This is a genomic window from Bacillus sp. 0209A (genome assembly GCF_036765095.1).
Taxonomy (GTDB): Bacteria; Bacillota; Bacilli; order Bacillales; family Bacillaceae; genus Bacillus; species Bacillus subtilis_G.
In genome coordinates this window covers 76169-94650 of the sequence record NZ_JBAIZV010000005.1, presented here as the reverse complement: position 1 = coordinate 94650, position 18482 = coordinate 76169, and the positions used below count along the sequence as shown (strand labels likewise).

The window sequence follows — 18482 nt, the reverse complement described above, 5'->3', positions numbered from 1 at the left end:
TACAACAATTAATGATTTGAAGGATAATTTGAGGTGATATGAATGAATATAAATATTGATGTGAAGCAAAACGAGAATGATACACAAGTAAACATTGCAGGAGAAATAGATGTATACTCAGCCCCGGTGCTCAGAGAGAAGCTCGTTCCTCTGGCAGAACAAGGCGCTGACTTAAAAATTTGCCTGAAAGATGTCAGCTACATGGACAGTACCGGACTCGGCGTCTTTGTAGGCATCTTTAAAACAGTGAAAAAACAAGGCGGGTCGCTGAAGCTTGAAAATCTTTCTGACCGGCTGATTCGTCTGTTTGAGATTACAGGTTTGAAGGACATCATTGATATTTCTGCAAAGTCAGAAGGTGGAGTGCAATGAAGAATAACGCTGATTACATCGAAATGAAAGTGCCGGCCCAGCCTGAATATGTAGGGATTATAAGGCTGACGCTGTCAGGCGTCGCGAGCAGAATGGGCTATACGTATGATGAAATTGAAGATCTGAAAATCGCAGTCAGTGAAGCGTGTACGAATGCGGTTCAGCATGCTTATAAAGAAGACAAAAATGGTGAAGTGTCAATCCGATTCGGTGTGTTTGAAGACCGTTTAGAGGTCATTGTGGCGGATGAAGGAGACAGCTTTGATTTCGATCAAAAGCAGCAGGATCTAGGACCGTACACACCTTCGCACACAGTTGATCAATTATCAGAAGGAGGGCTCGGTCTATATTTAATGGAAACGCTTATGGATGAAGTCAGAGTGCAGAACAACTCCGGCGTCACCGTAGCGATGACAAAGTATTTAAATGGGGAGCGAGTTGATCATGACACAACCATCAAAAACTACGAAACTAACTAAGGATGAAGTCGATCGGCTCATAAGCGAATACCAAACAAATCAAGATCAACAGGCGCAAGAAACGCTTGTGCAGGTATATACAAATCTTGTAGATATGCTTGCGAAAAAATATTCAAAAGGCAAAAGCTTCCACGAGGATCTTCGCCAGGTCGGCATGATCGGGCTGCTGGGAGCGATTAAGCGATACGATCCGGTGGTCGGCAAATCGTTTGAAGCTTTTGCGATACCGACGATCATCGGTGAGATTAAACGTTTCCTCAGAGATAAGACGTGGAGCGTTCACGTACCGAGACGAATCAAAGAATTGGGCCCAAGAATCAAAATGGCGGTTGATCAGCTGACGACTGAAACACAAAGGTCGCCGAAAGTAGAAGAGATTGCCGAATTTCTCGATGTTTCGGAAGAAGAGGTTCTTGAAACGATGGAAATGGGCAAAAGCTATCAAGCCTTATCCGTTGACCACAGCATTGAAGCGGATGCGGAAGGAAGCACCGTCACGATTCTTGATATCGTCGGATCACAGGAGGATGGATATGAGCGGGTCAACCAGCAAATGATGCTGCAAAGCGTGCTTCATGTCCTTTCAGACCGTGAAAAACAAATCATAGACCTTACGTATATTCAAAACAAAAGCCAAAAAGAAACTGGGGACATTCTCGGTATATCTCAAATGCACGTCTCGCGTCTGCAGCGCAAAGCTGTGAAGAAGCTCAGAGAGGCCTTGACTGAAGATCCCTCGATGGAGTTAATGTAATGATCCAGGTTGAAGAAAACGAGCATATTCAAACTCTTGTATACCAACTGAATAAAGAAGGAAAATCGATTTGCGGCGACAGCTTTTATATGAAAGCAGATGATAAGGAGTTAATTTGCGCGGTAGCTGACGGACTTGGAAGCGGATCGCTTGCCAACGAATCTTCTTCAGCAATCAAAGACTTAGTGGAAAACTATGCGAACGAAGACGTACAAAGCATTATCGAACGCTGTAATCAGGCGATGAGAAACAAAAGAGGGGCGACAGCTTCTATCTTAAAAATCAACTTTGAACAAAGGCAGTTTACGTACTGCTCCGTCGGAAATGTACGTTTTATCCTGCATTCCCCGTCTGGTGAAAGCTTTTATCCTCTGCCGATTTCAGGCTATTTATCAGGCAAGCCGCAAAAATACAAAACGCACACCGCTACCTATGAAAAGGGTTCTAAGTTCATTATACATACAGATGGACTCAACGTACCCGATATCCGCTCCCATTTGAAAAAAGGCCAATCGGTAGAAGACATATCGAATTCACTGAAAATGTACACGACATCAAGAAAAGACGATCTGACATATATTCTTGGGCAGCTGTCCTAGAAGAGTAGAAAAAAGAAGCTGGGAAAGCCGGCTTCTTTTTTTTGTGATTGACTATTAGTAAGTGCACTTATTATAATTAATAAGTGCACTTATTATTTAGGGGGATTACAAATGTGGAAATATGAATACACTGCAATATCAGATGCGGCACCAGAAGAAATCTGGAAATATTATCAGCACCCAGAATCCTGGAAACAGTGGGATGCGGGCATCACATCAGCTTCTCTGAAAGGGCCGTTTCAAAATGAAACGGAAGGAGCATTGCTTTTGCGAGGAAATACAGTTCCATTTTGGCTTGAACATGTGGAGAAGCATCAATCATTTTCTGTCATATCCCACCTTCCGAATACAAATGTAAAAATGGAATTTTATCATGTACTGCAAAAGCGACAAGAGGGTCTAAACATCACGCATGGGGTTGTATTGGAAGGCGCAGAAGCAAAAAAATGGGGAGAAAAAATCGGGCAGGAACTGTCTAAAGACATCCCAGAGTCAGTCAACTGCCTTGTCCGTCTTTGCAAAGGAATGCTAAAATGAACACAAAATATTGGGTTGGCGTCGTGTCAGAGCAGCATGTTTTAAAAGGGACCGCCGGCGGATTTGCCCAAGTATGCCACGGTAAAAAAGCGCCTCTTGCCAGGATGAAAGAGAATGATTGGCTTATTTATTATTCTCCGCGAGATGCATATCCGGACGGCAGGCTGCTGCGATGTTTTACCGCTATCGGAAAAGTGAAGAGCGGAAACGTCTATCAATATCAAATGGCTCCGGACTTTATCCCATACCGGTTAGACATTGATTACTTTCCGTGTGAAAAAATAGGTTTTTACGATATTAAATCTCAGTTGGAATTTGTTCAGGAAACAAATCATCTCGGGCTTTTATTTCGAAGAGGGCACTTTGAAATCAGCAAAAATGATTTTTTGACAATATCACAAGCGATGGGAGTAATATAAGTGAAATGGCACTCTGAATTTAGCGGACCGAACACAAGTCCAGGTTTTTTATTATGGCAGGTCACACAAAGCTGGCAGCGGAAAATAGGGAAAGCATTGGCTGAGCATGACCTTACCCACGTTCAATTTGTTCTCCTGACCTCATGCAAGTATATGATTGCTCATGGAGAAACCGTCACGCAAAAAAAACTCGCAGGCTTCAGCCAGACCAATATCATGATGGTATCAGAGGTTGTGCGGACGCTTGAGAAAAAGGGATTTATCCAAAGAAGCAAAAATCCTCAGGATAAAAGGGAAGTTCTTCTGTCATTAACAGAAACAGGAGAGGAAAGAGTAACCTCTGCTCTGCCGATTGTCGAGCGGATTGACCAATCTTTTTTTGAAGCAGCCATGATAAAAGAGAACTTTCTAAGCGGCTTACAGGAACTCTTGAAAAATGAATAAAAATACGGGCAGCGGCAGCTGTCTTTTTTTATGTGTTTTTTTCTGTTTTTGATACACTAGAGTAAGAACGACAAAATTGGAGGCTATGGTTACATGGAAACGTCAGCCCTTTTGAAACAGCAAATTGCGAAAGAAATAGGTTTATCACAAAAACATGTTGAAAGCGTCATCCGCCTGCTTGAGGACGGCAACACAGTTCCGTTCATCGCCAGATATCGAAAAGAGCAGACGGGTTCAATGGACGAGGTTCAGATTCAGACCATTTCTGAACGATGGCAATACATACAAAACCTGAATCAGCGAAAAGAAGAGGTGATCAGGCTAATCGCCGAGCAGGATAAACTAACAGATGAATTAAAACGTAAAATTGACCAATCCGTAAAACTTCAGGAAGTAGAAGACCTCTACCGTCCGTATAAACAAAAGCGCAAAACGAAAGCGACAGTCGCCAAAAGCAAAGGCCTTGAGCCGCTTGCCGACTATATTATGACCCTTCCGCAAGATGACCGCCTTGCAGAAACAGCAGACCAATATATCAGCGAAGAAAAAGAAGTGTTCACCAGAGAAGAAGCCATTGAAGGCGCCAAGCACATTATTGCGGAACAAATCTCAGACGAACCGAATTTCAGAAAATGGATTCGCCAGGAAACCTTTAAAAAAGGAACGATCAAGTCAGCTGCCGGAAAATCAGCAGACACAGATGAAAAAAACGTGTACGAAATGTACTACGAGTATGAAGAGCCAATCGCAAAGGTCGTTCCGCACAGAGTGCTTGCCATGAACCGCGGCGAAAAAGAAGACATTTTAAAGGTGTCTATCGAACCGCCAGCAGATCACATTAAGGCTTACTTAGAAAAGCAAATCATCAAAAACCGTTCAACGTCTGTAAAAGAAATCTTGCAGGAAACGATTGAAGACAGCTACAAAAGACTGATTCAGCCTGCTATTGAACGTGAAATCAGAAAAGAGCTGTCGGAAAAAGCGGATGAACAGGCGATTCATATTTTCTCTGAGAACCTGAGAAAGCTTCTGCTTCAGCCGCCGATGAAAGGCAAAACCGTTCTCGGTGTTGACCCAGCCTTCCGTACGGGCTGTAAGCTTGCTGTGTCAGATGAGACAGGGAAAGTCTTGAAAATTGATGTCATCTACCCGCATGCGCCAGTCAACAAAACGAAAGAAGCCCATGAGAAAGTGAAAGCGATTCTTGAAGAGTATCAAGTGGAAATGGTGGCGATTGGAAACGGCACGGCCTCCAGGGAGACAGAGCAATTCATTGTGGATGTGCTGAAGGACACGCCGCGTGATATTTATTATGTGATTGTCAATGAAGCGGGGGCAAGCGTATACTCGGCATCTGAGCTTGCCAGAGAAGAATTTCCTGAGCTTCAGGTCGAGGAACGCAGTGCAGTATCCATCGCACGGAGACTTCAAGATCCGCTTGCGGAACTCGTCAAAATTGATCCGAAATCTGTAGGAGTGGGGCAGTATCAGCATGACGTCAGCCAAAAACGCTTAAATGAATCCCTGCGCTTTGTTGTCGAGACAGTCGTAAACCAGGTAGGAGTAAATGTCAACACAGCTTCCGCCGCGCTGCTTCAATATGTAGCGGGATTATCGAAATCCGTAGCGGGCAACATCGTTAAAAAGCGGGAAGAGCTCGGTAAATTTTCGAATCGAAAAGAACTGAAGGATATTCCAAGGCTCGGCGCAAAAACCTATGAACAATGTATCGGCTTTTTAAGAGTGCAGGAAGGGACAGAGCCTCTGGACAGAACAGGCATCCACCCGGAAAGCTATAAAGAAACAAAAACGCTTTTGAAAAAGTTCGGTCTTTCAACAGAGCAGATCGGTACGGCGGAATTGAAGGATAAAATCAACAAACTTGAGCTTTCTGAAACAGCAAAGGAACTGGGAATCGGTGAAATTACGCTGAAAGACATTTGTGAACAGCTGACAAGACCTGAACGTGATCCGCGTGATGAGGTGCCTAAGCCTCTGCTGAAAACAGACGTTCTTCAGCTGGAGGATCTGAAAGAAGGGATGGAGCTGCAGGGCACCGTGCGCAATGTAGTGGACTTCGGAGCGTTTGTTGATATCGGAGTCAAACAGGACGGGCTTGTGCACATTTCAAAACTCAGCAATCAATTCGTCAAGCATCCGCTTGATGTTGTATCCGTCGGTGACATCGTGACGGTTTGGGTTGACGGTGTCGATGTACAAAAAGGCAGAGTGTCACTGTCTATGGTAAAATAAAAGCACTGCTTACGAGCAGTGTTTTTTCCTATAGAAATACCAGCATTGATTCAGCAGTTTAATTTGGTAATTATCTTTTTCAAGGAACGCTTTTTGCATCTGCTTTTTCAGCCAATTTGGCATAGGCTCATTCCTCCTCAGCTTTTATCATAAGAGGGACGGTGATTACCATATTGTATGCGAACGGTGAATTGTCCCGTTCAATGTTTTTTAAGTGAGGTGCGCCATGGATAACAAAGAGCTTCAAAAGCTGACAGAGGATATTTCTGAAACGTATTTTAACAAGCCGTTCCGCCATCAGGCGCTTTTTAATGACAGGCTGAAAACGACGGGGGGAAGGTACCTGTTAACCTCTCATAACATTGAATTGAACAGGAAATATTTGATTGAACATGGCAGGGAGGAACTGATCGGCATCATCAAGCACGAGCTTTGCCATTACCATCTTCACCTAGAAGGAAAAGGGTACAAGCACAGAGACAGAGATTTTCGAGTGCTGCTGCAGCAGGTCAACGCGCCAAGGTTCTGTACGCCTTTAAAGAAAAAAACAGAAAACAAAAAAACTTATAGGTATATCTGTACGGCCTGCGGCCAACAGTATATAAAGAAGCGTGCCATGAACCCTGACAGATACAGGTGCGGAAAATGCCACGGAAAAATAAAAAGATTTTTTTCGTGAAAAAGGTTGACGGATATGGCAAGCCTATGGTACATTATAAAAGTCGTCACGAGAGATAGACAAAAAACATATACCTCTTGACACTGCAAATCAAGGCTGATACAATAAGTCTTGTCTTATTATTCCACAGTAGCTCAGTGGTAGAGCTATCGGCTGTTAACCGATCGGTCGCAGGTTCGAATCCTGCCTGTGGAGCCATATTGGAGAAGTACTCAAGTGGCTGAAGAGGCGCCCCTGCTAAGGGTGTAGGTCGCGTAAGCGGCGCGAGGGTTCAAATCCCTCCTTCTCCGCCATCAGATTTCGATATAAGTTCTCAACCATCGGCCCGTTGGTCAAGCGGTTAAGACACCGCCCTTTCACGGCGGTAACACGGGTTCGAATCCCGTACGGGTCATTCCATTTTCGTTGGGCTATAGCCAAGCGGTAAGGCAACGGACTTTGACTCCGTCATGCGTTGGTTCGAATCCAGCTAGCCCAGCCATTTTTATTTTTTGAAATTTAATAGCAAGAGCCATTAGCTCAGTTGGTAGAGCATCTGACTTTTAATCAGAGGGTCGAAGGTTCGAGTCCTTCATGGCTCACCATTTGTCTTTTTGCGGGTGTGGCGGAATTGGCAGACGCGCTAGACTTAGGATCTAGTGTCTTACGACGTGGGGGTTCGAGTCCCTTCACCCGCACTTTAATTACAAAGTGCACGCAAAATCGGTTTTGCTAGGTTAAGAGCCTAATAAACCAGCACAAACAATTTAATGATCACGCGGTCGTGGCGGAATGGCAGACGCGCTAGGTTGAGGGCCTAGTGGGTGAATAACCCGTGGAGGTTCAAGTCCTCTCGGCCGCATCAATGATACCAAGGGTTGTAGACCTTTGGTATTTTTTTGTGCTTATTTTCAAATTTGTTACTGTCCACAAACTGCCCACTTATTTGGAGTTAGTCATCTACAGTAGACACCACCCCTTAATAGTAGTAGTTAATTCCTTTAAACTTCACGTTTCCTTCAAACCATCAACTTACAAAAGTAGAGAATCAACCTATTATCAATAACAATCGTAATATCAGATCATCGAACCTCAAAAAGTTCATTCAGATGGTATTCGTAAGGTGAATTCTTGTGAACCTATATGGGTAAGATTAAAAGACATAATCGGGATTTTTATAAAATATTTGACATTTCAGTAAAGGGTATATATATTTATATATGAACACATGATCATATATATAAATGTTTATTGCATCACGTTAGATTGTTCAATAACAGATTTGAAATAATACATACATATGTATCAATAAACTTTCGTTAAGGAGGAGATTTATATGGGGCAAAATCATAGCCACAATCATACTGCAGGAGCCAATAAAAAGGTTTTATTGATCTCTTTTATCATTATTACAGGTTATATGATTATAGAAGCCATAGGTGGATTTTTAACAAATAGTCTTGCGCTTTTATCAGATGCAGGCCATATGCTGAGTGATTCAATCTCATTAATGGTTGCCCTGATTGCTTTTACATTAGCTGGAAAAAAGGCGAATCACAATAAGACATTTGGCTATAAGCGATTTGAGATTCTTGCAGCTGTGATAAACGGTGTTGCATTAATTCTTATTTCTCTTTATATCATTTATGAAGCAATCGAACGTTTCTCTAATCCACCAGAAGTAGCAACAACCGGCATGCTTACGATTAGTATTATCGGGTTAGTTGTGAATATATTGGTCGCTTGGATTATGATGAGTGGTGGAGATACAGAGAATAATCTGAACATAAGAGGAGCTTATTTACATGTAATAAGCGATATGCTCGGCTCTGTAGGTGCCATTTTAGCTGCCCTACTTATCATCTTCTTTGGATGGGGCTGGGCAGACCCATTGGCTAGTATAATTGTGGCTATTCTTGTTCTAAGAAGCGGTTACAATGTCACTAAAGATTCCATTCACATATTAATGGAAGGAACTCCAGAAAATATCGATGTCACCGACATCATTCGTACAATTGAAGAGACAGAGGGAATTCAAAACATTCATGATTTACACATATGGTCTATCACAAGTGGATTGAATGCTCTTTCTTGCCACGCAGTTGTTGACGATCAACTGACGATTTCAGAAAGTGAAAATATTTTACGCAAAATTGAACATGAGCTTGAGCATAAAGGCATTACGCACGTAACCATTCAAATGGAAACCGAAGCACATAATCACGACAATGCGATCCTTTGTCAGGCCACAATTGAGAAGCAGCATGACCACCATCAACATTAAAATTTTTCATCTGTTTTACATTGAGGAGATAAACTAACATTAGTCAGATTTATCTCTACTAATAATTAAGAGGCATTCTAGCTATCGTTAGTCTATCACTCATATAAGTAAAATTGGTGGGGGGATTAATATGTACGACAATATAGTAATCGGAGCTGGTCAAGCAGGAATTTCAATTGGATATTATCTTAAGCAGTCCAATCAAAAGTTTATCATTTTGGATAAAAGTTATGAGGTGGGGGAAAGCTGGAAAGATCGGTATGACTCATTGGTTTTGTTTACTTCTCGAATGTATAGCTCTTTGCCTGGAATGCACCTTGAAGGTGAAAAGCATAGCTTTCCTTCAAAAAATGAAATTGTTGCTTATCTAAAGAAATATGTTGAACGATTTGACATTCCAATCCAATTACGGACAGAAGTAATAAGTGTCCTGAAATTAAAGAATCATTTCTTAATAAAAACAAATGGAGAAGAATATCAAACAAAGAATCTTATAATTGCTACCGGTCCTTTTCATACCCCTAATATTCCGTCAATATCAAAGGATTTAGCCAATAATATTAATCAATTACACTCGTCACAATATAAGAATTCAAAACAATTGGTACCTGGAAATGTACTAGTAGTTGGTGGGGGGAATAGTGGTGCTCAGATAGCTGTTGAATTATCTAAAGAAAGAGTTACATATTTAGCGTGTAGTGACAAATTGGTTTATTTACCTTTATTGGTTAGAAAAAAAAGTATCTTTTGGTGGTTTGATAAATTAGGAATTTTAAGTGCAAGTAATACATCGATATTAGCAAAATTCATTCAAAAAAAAGGAGATCCTATATTTGGATATGAATTAAAACATGCAATAAAACAGAAGGAGATCATCTTAAAAACAAGAGTCATAGCTGGAAAGCAAAATGAAATCATTTTTAAAGATTCATCTTCATTAGAAGTAAACAATATTATTTGGGCTACTGGTTTTAGTAATCCCCTTAGCTGGATAAAAATAAAAGATGTTTTGGATAAAGAAGGTCGAATCATACATCATAGAGGTGTTTCACCTGTAGAGGGATTGTACTTTATAGGTTTGCCTTGGCAGCATAGGCGAGGCTCAGCGTTGCTTCAAGGCGTAGGAAATGATGCTGAATACATTGTAAAACAAATTAACGGTGAATAAACTAAGTAGAGAGCAGTAACTCACATGTTTACTGCTCTATTTTTTGTGTGAATAAGTTTGGTTAGGTTATTGTGTCAAGTCGCAAAAGTATCTCTGTAACCGCAAAAAAACCGCAAAGGAATAGATGTAATGAGCCTTTTTATACAATTCATCTTTGTGAAATAAAGGATATTCTGATATAATACAATTAATGTGAAAATTAGAACAATTTGTGTAAGGATGAGGGAATTTCTTGCGGGGTGTTTTCTTAGATAAAGTATAAAATTCCGTACGACATAGTCAAAGTTAAATGATTGGTATACATCAATAAAAGATGATCAAATTGAGTAAATAGAGATTATAAAAATAGAAGTAGAGAAAGAATTACTAAACATGGAAGAAAACCAAGATGCCTTGTTATATTAAATTTAGGCACAAGATAATGCTGAGTTATATGAAATCTAAGGAAATAGAAGATCTCAATAATGCTTATGAGACTATAAAAGAAATTGAGAAGCAAGGGCAATTAACTGGCATGTTGGAATATTATTTTTACTTTTTTAAGGGTATGTACGAGTTTAGGCGTAAAGAATTAACTACGGCGATAAGTGCCTATCGAATAGGGACTCAAAGAATGAAAATACCAAATGGGCAGATTGATATCATTATGTTTTGACTCACCATTTTTTAACCAAAATTCGTATAAACATATAGAAATGGTACACAGAGAAGATACGGAGTGTAATGAAAACAAGCTTTCATAACCAATGATAAGGATTTAATATGTTGAGGGCCTAGTGGGTGAATAACCCGTGGAGGTTCAAGTCCTCTCGGCCGCATCAATGATACCAAGGGTTTTGACGCCCTTGGTATTTTTTTGTGTTTATTTTTAAATGATCTACTGCCCACTTACCTAAAGTAAGTCATCTAATTTATCAGCCATTTCCTTTTGCTTGTTTGGATATAGGTGTCCATAAACATCAATTGTTGTTCAGATATGATTGCAGAAGCTGAACTGGCGGACAAACATAAGAAAATGTTAGATGTGTTTATTGCTGATGTTGCTGACATGGTCGTTTAAAAACAATCTGTTAAATCTTTATAAACACAGGTGATGCGATTAAACGTTTGGGTCAACGGTACCAGAACGAAGTGAGGGTAAGGAGTTGACATATTCAGCGCCACCAAAACCCTCTTGGCATTGAACAAACAACCGTTTGTTCCTGCCTACAGGCGAGGGATTCCCCCGATGATTCGGAGGAATAGGGGGCTTGATAAACAGCAATCCAACGGGCTTTCGTTGGTGGGTTTGGATGAAAACCAAGAACTTAAATCGAAGGGATAAGATGTTTAACATTAATCTGTTGAATAAGGCCCGACGGAAAATAATTTGGAGTCTCTTGGCTGTTTAGAGATTGCCGAGGAACTGATTGAAAAAATGATGGAAGATGTTTTTTACAGTGATGTTGCTCAAAGAGTCATAGTCCAAACTTTTGCAGTTATAGATAACGTAAATGCTAACTTCAAGCCACATTCAACATTCTGGAGGATGAAGACGCTGAGACAGATGAAAGGACTGTGGAGTTTGAAGGGATTAGCTACTACCGATAAATGGGGAAAATGTGCGGTGTCTGTTGCCAGTACTAATGTTCAAAAAAAAGAATCCCTAGTTAAAGAGACTCTTAATGCTTAAATGGTCTTAATTTACTTGTTAGTTTTTAACGCTATCGTCATCTTCAAGCCATTTGTCGACTTTTTCTTCAAAGTTTTTCATTTCTTTCTTTGACATAGTAAAAGGTGCAAAAATTATATAGCCTAGAATGGCGGAAGAACCGAGCCAGATTATAAAATCAAATATGCCGTCAGTTTGTTTCCAAAAAAATAAAAAGTTAATTAGCATTGCCCCTATAACGGTGCTTATAATTCCTTTCAAAGTTGATTTATTCAAGCTATCACTCCAGTAATATAAAATTTTCTTTAATTATACCATCAAAGTTAAAATATACTATTTATTTCAACAATTTTTAAGAAATAGTTAAAGTACAGATGACATAAGGTGGAGTGAAAATGTGCGGTGTGGGCTGCAGACAAACGATTCAAAAGCTTAGGTTTTAATGTGGGTATCCCCTCTTTAGTTTTTGTGAGAAGTTTAAGCAGAGATTGCATGTTGGTTGTCGAAGGCGAACGAATAAGAGGGTTTGCTGAATATCGTTACACATTCTATAAAACAAGATATTTGCCGGACGGTCGAATGACTAGCTTAAAAGTTTATATTGAGAATCAAAGCATAAAAAGGGTGTTACATCGTATAGCATCCTTTTTATTATTCCTAGAAAAAACAAAGCAAATTATATAAGAAGGGAGTGTTGGAAATGTAAATCAAGTTAGAGGGAGTTTTACAAATGTCTTGGTGGAAATGGATAAACATAGCTTGTATAGTAACGCTAGTCTTAGTTATTGGTATTAAGTTATTAACCGAACAACAGAGTATTAGTATTGGGGCGAGACAAAAATAAAGAAAGGAGAGATTATAAATGAAGATCAGCCGAATTCTATTGACAGTAATGGTGTTAAGTAGCATCTTAACATTTATTCATTCTGTAGATAAAAACAGTACTCCAAATGGTGGTTTCAACATTGCCGCAGATCGAGTTGGTGCATAAAGAGGAAGGTAATTAGACCTTCCTTTTTTTATTTGATGGATTACTGAACTTTTGCTCATTTTGTGCTATAAATGATGACTTTAAATAACGGCCTTTTGTTTCTGTGAATAATTGTCACCCTTGGTATTCATACTTTTAACGATCCCTTGATTTACAATTAATTAAAAGCTTTGTTTTACTGACTGTCAGTTGAAGGTTATGATGGATATGTTAATCTAAAACAAGTGTCATGGAAGATTATTCAGTTATACTTTTTATTATATAAATGGACTAGAGACAAAATGTACTTGATAGGGGTCTTTAAAATGATAAATATACTCATTGTGGATGATGATGAACATATTCTTGAATTACTTAGACATTATCTTCAAGTCGAGGGCTTTGGTGTCTTTGAAGCTTTCGATGGTGAAGAAGCCTCTTCCATTCTTGCAACAAAGCAAGTTCATTTAGCTGTGGTCGACGTCATGATGCCTCATAAGGACGGTTTTCAGCTCTGTGAAGAAATTAGAAAATATTATGATTTTCCTGTTATTATGCTGACTGCTAAAGACCAGCTCATGGATAAAGAAAAAGGGTTTTCTGCCGGAACGGATGACTATCTGACTAAACCTTTCGAGCCGAAAGAATTGATGTTTCGCATAAAAGCCTTACTTCGTCGTTATAAAATGGTGAATTCAGAAAAAATCCGCCTTAATCATACTGTCATAGACCGGAAAAGCTATGAAGTGCATTGTAACGATAAATTGCTGATGCTGCCGATGAAAGAGTTTGAACTATTGTCACAGCTTGCAAGCTACCCAGACAGAATTTTTACACGGGAAGAATTAATCCATTTGATTTGGGGAGCCGACTTTGACGGAGATGATCGAACAGTTGATGTTCATATTAAACGGCTGCGCAGTCGTTTTTCTGTTACTGATGATTTTCATATTAAAACGATTCGCGGTATTGGTTATAAATTGGTGGTGGAACAAAAGTGAGGACACTCTATTTAAAAATTGTTATTACCACTATTGTTGTGATGATTTTCAGCAGTGTGGCTGCTTTTTTTATTTCCAATGCATATTACCAATATAACCTTAAACCTTATAATGACAAAAAATTAACCCGCATGGCCGAAGATGTAAAGACATTTTATGAAAACAACCCTAATGTTAACCTTGACGACTATTTAACGAATATCGGTGATTTAGGTTACCAAATTTATTTAGTCAATGAACATGGCCACAGCTCTTTTTTTGGCGGATCTTTCAGAGAAAAAGATTTAAGTGATCAAGTGATTCAATCCGTTTTAGATGGTCACATATATCACGGTATTTCTCAGTTTTCTTCTAAAGGCTTTATTACAGGTTTTTTTGACAATGCACTGCTCAATACGATCGGAGTTCCAATCACGGACAAAGGACATCAATATGCCCTTTTTTTCCGTCCTAATACGGAGCTCCAATTTGGGGAACTACGAACCTTTTTTGCATTGATTCTTCTTCTCACCATTTTAATCAGCATTCTTTTTGTTTTGATCAGTACCCGTTATATTGTTAAGCCAATCATTACATTAACTCAAGCTACAAAACAAATCGCTAAAGGAAAATATGATATTCAATTAAACGTAAAATTGCGTGATGAAATTGGTGAATTGGCCGACCATTTTTCGCAAATGGCAAAAAGTTTAGAGCAACTGGAAGCTATGCGCCAAGAATTTGTTTCTAACGTTTCACATGAAATTCAATCACCGCTTGCTTCTATACAAGGCTTTTCACAGACATTGCAATCTAAGAAATTATCTAAAGAACAGCGTCAGCATTACTTGTCTATCATCGAAAATGAGAGCCGGCGCATGTCACAGTTAAGTAAGCAATTACTAACACTAGCATCCTTAGATAAAGAGAAGGAAATATTGAGTAAAAATACCTTTGATGTCGCTGCTCAAATGAAACAAGTGTTATTTATGATTGAATGGAACTGGCGTGAAAAAGATTTAACTGTGGAAATGGAGCTCCCTTCTGCTCTCATTTATGCGGATGAGCAATTGCTCCATCAAGTTTGGACTAACTTGCTTGTAAATAGTATCAAATTCACTGAAAAAGGCGGGGTAATTTCCATAAAACTGATAAAAAAAGAAAATGAATATTACATTGAGATCAAGGATACAGGTATTGGTATTTCACAAAATGACTTACCTCATATATTCAACCGCTTTTATAAAGCAGATAAGGCTAGGAACCGTAAAGAAGCCAGCAGCGGTTTAGGACTTGCCATTACTAAGAAAATTATTGAGCTGCATAATGGTCAAATCCATGTTGAAAGCCAACTAGGGAAAGGAACCGCTTTTCATATTTGCCTGCCTAAAAAGTAATGTAATTTCCCGTTCATGTTCTGTTCATATTCCCAATCTATATTTATCTCAGGCAAAAAAAGCTGTTAAGGATAAATGATATTGATTGGAGGAAAAGACGGTGTTTCTTGCTTTACGAGAACTTAAATATGCTAAGTTGCGTTATTTTTTAATTGGGTTCATCATGGTTCTTATCGCCTGGCTTGTTCTTTTTGTTTCTGGACTTGCAAAAGGACTAGCTTCTGATAATGCTTCTTCAATTCAAAAGATGGATACAGACTATCTTGTGATTCAAAAAGAAGCAGATCATCGCTTGGTCCGTTCAATATTGTCTGAGGACAAACTGAAAGTCATTCAAGACTACACCAACAATGAATCAGCTGCACCTTTAGGAATACAGATGACCACATTTACTCAGAAAGGGTCTTCTAAAAAGATTGATGCCACATTTTTTGCCGTAGATATGAAAGGATTTTTGGCTCCTGATGTTATCGATGGCCGTATGATTAACAACAAGACCACAAATGAAATCGTTGCAGATAGTTCGCTAAAAGAAGATGGATTGAAATTGGGGGACTATATAAAAGAGCAGTTCTCCGGTAAAACGTTTGAGATTGTGGGGTTCTCAAAAGGAGAATCATTTAGCCACACACCTGTGATCCACATCAATTTCAAAGAGTGGGGAGAAATTCATAAACTTTCTGCTAATAAACAATTGTTTTTTAACGCAATCGCTTTAAAGACAAGTCAAGATGCTGCAGAGCAAATTGATAAGAATGTAGCAGGGGTTGATTTAATTGATAAAAGTGAGGCTCTCAAGAGTATTCCTGGATACTCTGAGGAGCAAGGCTCGCTTATCATGATGATTGTTTTTCTATTTATTATTGCAGCTTTTGTGTTAGCCGTATTCTTCTATGTTATGACCATACAGAAAATCAATCAATTCGGGGTATTAAAGGCTATTGGTGCAACGACCGGTTATATAGCGCGCAATATTGTATTCCAAGTTTTATTATTAACATTTATCAGTCTTGTAATCAGTATAGTACTAACATATGGTGTGGCGGCTATTTTACCAAGCAGCATGCCATTTGACCTTACACCGAAATTAGTTTTAGGTTCTTCAGGTCTTTTTCTGGCTGTTTCAGTGATTGGATCGTTAATATCTCTATATAAAGTTACAAAAATTGACGCTATTGAAGCGATTGGAAGTGCAGCACAATGAGTCAAAAATTGATTCTTGACCATGTTGATAAAGTGTTCGGTGACGGCGAATCGTCTGTAAAAGTTCTTGATCAAGTGTCTCTTGAAGTGAAAGCCGGAGAATTTGTTGCAGTTGTCGGGCCATCCGGTTCTGGTAAAAGTACGTTTCTCTCAATTGCCGGAGCGTTGCTTTCTCCAACAAGAGGCCGCATTATGATTGATGGAAGTGATATCAGTCAAGTAACGGAAAAAAAGATGAATCGCATTAGATTAAAAAAAATCGGATTTGTATTTCAGTCATCTAATTTAATCCCTTATTTAACGGTTCGTGACCAGTTATTGCTTATTTCGAAGCTAGCGGGAAGTTCTAATAACAAAGCAGAACAAAGAGCAATTGATCTTCTTCAAAGACTTGGATTAAAGCATCGTATGAATAGTTATCCGCAAAGTTTATCCGGGGGAGAACGTCAACGTGTTGCCATTGCTCGGGCTTGGATGAATGACCCGGAGATCATTCTTGCTGATGAGCCGACAGCGAGTCTTGACTCAGAGCGCGGCCGTACAATTGTAAAAATGTTAGCAGATGAAGTGAAATCTAGAGAAAAAGCTGCTGTAATGGTTACTCATGATAAAAGAATGTTAGATTTATGCGACCGTGTTGTGTATATCGATGACGGTAAACTTTCAGAACTAACATAAGACTCTGTAAAGATAACCGAATCTCTTTTATAAGGGATTCGGTTTTAGTTTATCCCCATATCAACAAGGGGTGTTGGTACATTTTTATTCTAGTGAATATAACATTGGTGACATGTGCAAGATTCTAAATTTTTATCTAATGGTTGTTTATTTGCAGACTAAAAACAGTGCCCATTTTGTGCCCAAAATGAATATAAAATGGTGTAAATGAGTGTAATGAATGACTTCAAATGCTTGAAATAACAGGCTTATATAACTGATAATAAGCTTCCACTTTATTGATGCCTTCGTTTTTTATTTTACTTATCTTGGCGAGTGGTCAAGGTTTCTTTACTGCCCAGAAAATATGAAAAACATCAAAAAAGGTGTAAATAATGATAATAAGAGCTGTATAACCCTTAAATATAGGACATGATAAGATTTCATAAGGTTGAGGGGAAAAGAGCAGGAAAAGCAGGAGTAGAAAATTAGAGAAAAGTAATTACTAATGGGTTTGATTTGCATCATATAGGGTTTAATACAAAACCTTTTATTTTTAGAAAAAGAGAAGATGAAAAACCTGGAGTGAATTTATCTCCAAAGTATAGAAAGTAAGGAATCTTTTAAAAAACTAAAAAATGATGAAATTACGGAAAGGTAATGAGTGATTACCTTTCCGTAATTCGTTAATTATTTCTTTGAGCAATACGATAGTTCATCTTAACACTACCACCTTGAGCCGTTGGTGAAGCTGTAAATGTGTAATTGTATGTCCAACCAAACCAACCATTTTCAACCTCAGCAGAAATGTTGCCTTGCTCGCCTGGTGCGAGAGTTCTTGAGACTATTCCATCAATTGATATTTTTATGTCATTACTCCCGTTATTTGAAGCCCAGAAGTTTACTTGTGCCCCGTCGTTCTCATCTAATTCGAACGTCCGACTCCAGCTTGATTGATCAACAGAGCCATCTGAAACCTCCCTGTCTAGAGCTTTGAATTCTCCACTTGTAACTGCATAATTTTTCGACGATACACTTGTAGTCGACTCCGCAAAAGCAGGTATAGCACAAGTTCCAACAATTACACCAGCTATCAGAGTCGATGTTACTCCTTTGAAAATGGACTTAAGATTCACGATCAAGCACTCCTTTTTAATTTAATTTATTATACATGCATACTTCGCATGCATAATACAAATAATACCATGTAAAATAATTACAGTAAATGATTTTTTGGACAATAATGTTTGTAACTCAAACTTTTGTACCCCAAACATCCCAAATCAGACAAGTAAGCCTTGATATAGCTTGGTAAGTGGAAATTGCGATCTTCTTATTGAGGTATTGCTATTAGCAGAGATTTTCCCGATACCCGCAAAACGAAAAAACACTATCCTTTCTCTAAAGTAACGAAAAGGGTAGTGTTTTTTGTGCTATTCAAGATTAATACGTACTCTTTTTTATCTCTGTCTATCTAAACTGAATTACAAAATCGGACAAGTCAAGATACTACCAAAAGAAAAAACTATCGCACCCAGTGGGCGAGACCACATTACTTCTCTTGTTAGTGGTTTCTTAGGTCTTAGCTGGAATTATTTAAAGCTAATATTTTAGTGATTTTTAAAAAAAGTAGTGCCCAATTTTTGCTCAAAATTCA

19 protein-coding genes, 7 tRNA genes and 5 pseudogenes are annotated in these 18482 nt (G+C 38.9%); 27 read left to right on the top strand and 4 right to left on the bottom strand.

Going from position 1 to position 18482, the window contains the following annotated elements; all coding sequences use genetic code 11:
• The first annotated feature begins 42 nt into the window (after positions 1-42).
• The 8 genes and pseudogenes from rsbV (at position 43) to V6D44_RS17350 (ending at position 5857) form a co-directional block, all read left to right on the top strand.
• The gene (gene rsbV, locus V6D44_RS17385) at positions 43-372 is read left to right on the top strand and encodes an anti-sigma factor antagonist RsbV (protein WP_087992956.1); all 330 of its coding nucleotides are present in this window, start codon (positions 43-45) and stop codon (positions 370-372) included.
• Complete coding sequence (gene rsbW / locus V6D44_RS17380) at positions 369-851, top strand: anti-sigma B factor RsbW (protein WP_024714444.1); 483 nt, start codon at positions 369-371, stop codon at positions 849-851. Before rsbV ends, rsbW begins: the two co-directional genes overlap by 4 nt.
• Positions 817-1605, top strand: coding sequence for an RNA polymerase sigma factor SigB (gene sigB, locus V6D44_RS17375; protein WP_087992955.1), 789 nt, complete (start codon positions 817-819; stop codon positions 1603-1605). The genes rsbW and sigB overlap by 35 nt, the downstream gene beginning before the upstream one ends.
• The gene (rsbX, locus tag V6D44_RS17370; protein ID WP_087992954.1) at positions 1605-2204 is read left to right on the top strand and encodes a phosphoserine phosphatase RsbX; all 600 of its coding nucleotides are present in this window, start codon (positions 1605-1607) and stop codon (positions 2202-2204) included. The genes sigB and rsbX overlap by 1 nt, the downstream gene beginning before the upstream one ends.
• Before the next feature lie 111 nt (positions 2205-2315).
• A complete protein-coding gene (locus V6D44_RS17365) occupies positions 2316-2741 on the top strand; it encodes a hypothetical protein (protein WP_038954149.1) in 426 nt (141 codons plus the stop codon).
• Positions 2738-3177 (top strand): annotated as a pseudogene (locus V6D44_RS17360) (EVE domain-containing protein). The gene V6D44_RS17365 and the pseudogene V6D44_RS17360 overlap by 4 nt, the downstream one beginning before the upstream one ends.
• Positions 3161-3604, top strand: a complete 444-nt coding sequence (locus V6D44_RS17355) for a MarR family winged helix-turn-helix transcriptional regulator (protein ID WP_087992953.1) — start codon at positions 3161-3163, stop codon at positions 3602-3604. The pseudogene V6D44_RS17360 and the gene V6D44_RS17355 overlap by 17 nt, the downstream one beginning before the upstream one ends.
• Before the next feature lie 93 nt (positions 3605-3697).
• Positions 3698-5857, top strand: a complete 2160-nt coding sequence (locus V6D44_RS17350; RefSeq protein ID WP_253268835.1) for a Tex family protein — start codon at positions 3698-3700, stop codon at positions 5855-5857.
• 9 nt (positions 5858-5866) lie between these two features.
• Here V6D44_RS17350 and cmpA read toward each other — a convergent pair whose 3' ends face one another.
• Positions 5867-5980, bottom strand: a complete 114-nt coding sequence (gene cmpA / locus V6D44_RS17345) for a cortex morphogenetic protein CmpA (protein ID WP_003225207.1) — start codon at positions 5978-5980, stop codon at positions 5867-5869.
• A 103-nt stretch (positions 5981-6083) separates the two neighbouring features.
• Between cmpA and V6D44_RS17340 the strand changes: the two genes are divergently transcribed.
• From V6D44_RS17340 to V6D44_RS17290, 11 genes and pseudogenes are all read left to right on the top strand, one after another.
• Positions 6084-6536, top strand: coding sequence for a SprT family protein (locus V6D44_RS17340; protein ID WP_087992951.1), 453 nt, complete (start codon positions 6084-6086; stop codon positions 6534-6536).
• A gap of 123 nt (positions 6537-6659) precedes the next feature.
• A tRNA-Asn gene (locus V6D44_RS17335) sits at positions 6660-6734 on the top strand.
• Positions 6735-6738: 4 nt separating this feature from the next.
• Positions 6739-6829, top strand: a tRNA-Ser gene (locus tag V6D44_RS17330).
• Between the two features lie 29 nt (positions 6830-6858).
• Positions 6859-6930, top strand: a tRNA-Glu gene (locus V6D44_RS17325).
• 12 nt (positions 6931-6942) lie between these two features.
• A tRNA-Gln gene (locus tag V6D44_RS17320) sits at positions 6943-7017 on the top strand.
• 27 nt (positions 7018-7044) lie between these two features.
• Positions 7045-7120 (top strand) — tRNA-Lys (locus V6D44_RS17315).
• An 11-nt stretch (positions 7121-7131) separates the two neighbouring features.
• A tRNA-Leu gene (locus V6D44_RS17310) sits at positions 7132-7213 on the top strand.
• Between the two features lie 80 nt (positions 7214-7293).
• Positions 7294-7377: transfer RNA gene (locus V6D44_RS17305), tRNA-Leu, on the top strand.
• 474 nt (positions 7378-7851) lie between these two features.
• Positions 7852-8799, top strand: coding sequence for a CDF family zinc transporter CzcD (gene czcD, locus V6D44_RS17300; protein WP_087992950.1), 948 nt, complete (start codon positions 7852-7854; stop codon positions 8797-8799).
• Between the two features lie 130 nt (positions 8800-8929).
• Positions 8930-9967, top strand: coding sequence for a flavin-containing monooxygenase (locus V6D44_RS17295; protein WP_333516767.1), 1038 nt, complete (start codon positions 8930-8932; stop codon positions 9965-9967).
• Between the two features lie 232 nt (positions 9968-10199).
• A pseudogene (locus V6D44_RS17290) lies at positions 10200-10607 on the top strand (response regulator aspartate phosphatase); the annotation flags it as partial.
• A gap of 252 nt (positions 10608-10859) precedes the next feature.
• Here V6D44_RS17290 and V6D44_RS21180 read toward each other — a convergent pair.
• Positions 10860-10937, bottom strand: a pseudogene (locus tag V6D44_RS21180) (hypothetical protein); the annotation flags it as partial.
• Here V6D44_RS21180 and V6D44_RS17285 point away from each other — a divergent pair.
• Together V6D44_RS17285 and V6D44_RS17280 are read left to right on the top strand one after the other, a co-directional pair.
• Positions 10938-11027: pseudogene (locus V6D44_RS17285) on the top strand (Replication initiation factor); the annotation flags it as partial.
• A gap of 265 nt (positions 11028-11292) precedes the next feature.
• Positions 11293-11557, top strand: a pseudogene (locus tag V6D44_RS17280) (hypothetical protein).
• 100 nt (positions 11558-11657) lie between these two features.
• Here V6D44_RS17280 and V6D44_RS17275 read toward each other — a convergent pair.
• Entirely contained in the window at positions 11658-11894 is a 237-nt protein-coding gene (locus tag V6D44_RS17275) for a hypothetical protein (RefSeq protein WP_087992948.1), read from the bottom strand.
• Positions 11895-12020: 126 nt separating this feature from the next.
• Here V6D44_RS17275 and V6D44_RS17270 point away from each other — a divergent pair, with 126 nt between their 5' ends.
• From V6D44_RS17270 to V6D44_RS17245, 6 genes are all read left to right on the top strand, one after another.
• A complete protein-coding gene (locus tag V6D44_RS17270) occupies positions 12021-12302 on the top strand; it encodes a hypothetical protein (protein WP_087992947.1) in 282 nt (93 codons plus the stop codon).
• A 178-nt stretch (positions 12303-12480) separates the two neighbouring features.
• Complete coding sequence (locus V6D44_RS17265; RefSeq protein ID WP_277986995.1) at positions 12481-12609, top strand: hypothetical protein; 129 nt, start codon at positions 12481-12483, stop codon at positions 12607-12609.
• 305 nt (positions 12610-12914) lie between these two features.
• The gene (locus V6D44_RS17260) at positions 12915-13589 is read left to right on the top strand and encodes a response regulator transcription factor (protein WP_087992946.1); all 675 of its coding nucleotides are present in this window, start codon (positions 12915-12917) and stop codon (positions 13587-13589) included.
• Positions 13586-14965 carry a HAMP domain-containing sensor histidine kinase gene (locus tag V6D44_RS17255; RefSeq protein ID WP_087992945.1) on the top strand — a complete coding sequence of 460 codons (1380 nt, stop codon included), beginning with the start codon at positions 13586-13588 and terminating at the stop codon, positions 14963-14965. Before V6D44_RS17260 ends, V6D44_RS17255 begins: the two co-directional genes overlap by 4 nt.
• A gap of 100 nt (positions 14966-15065) precedes the next feature.
• Positions 15066-16169, top strand: a complete 1104-nt coding sequence (locus V6D44_RS17250; protein ID WP_253268839.1) for an ABC transporter permease — start codon at positions 15066-15068, stop codon at positions 16167-16169.
• A complete protein-coding gene (locus V6D44_RS17245; RefSeq protein WP_253268840.1) occupies positions 16166-16846 on the top strand; it encodes an ABC transporter ATP-binding protein in 681 nt (226 codons plus the stop codon). The genes V6D44_RS17250 and V6D44_RS17245 overlap by 4 nt, the downstream gene beginning before the upstream one ends.
• Positions 16847-17511: 665 nt before the next feature.
• On the opposite strand, the gene V6D44_RS17240 is transcribed toward V6D44_RS17245, so the two are convergent.
• Positions 17512-17961, bottom strand: coding sequence for a hypothetical protein (locus V6D44_RS17240; RefSeq protein WP_087993907.1), 450 nt, complete (start codon positions 17959-17961; stop codon positions 17512-17514).
• Positions 17962-18482: the final 521 nt, after the last annotated feature.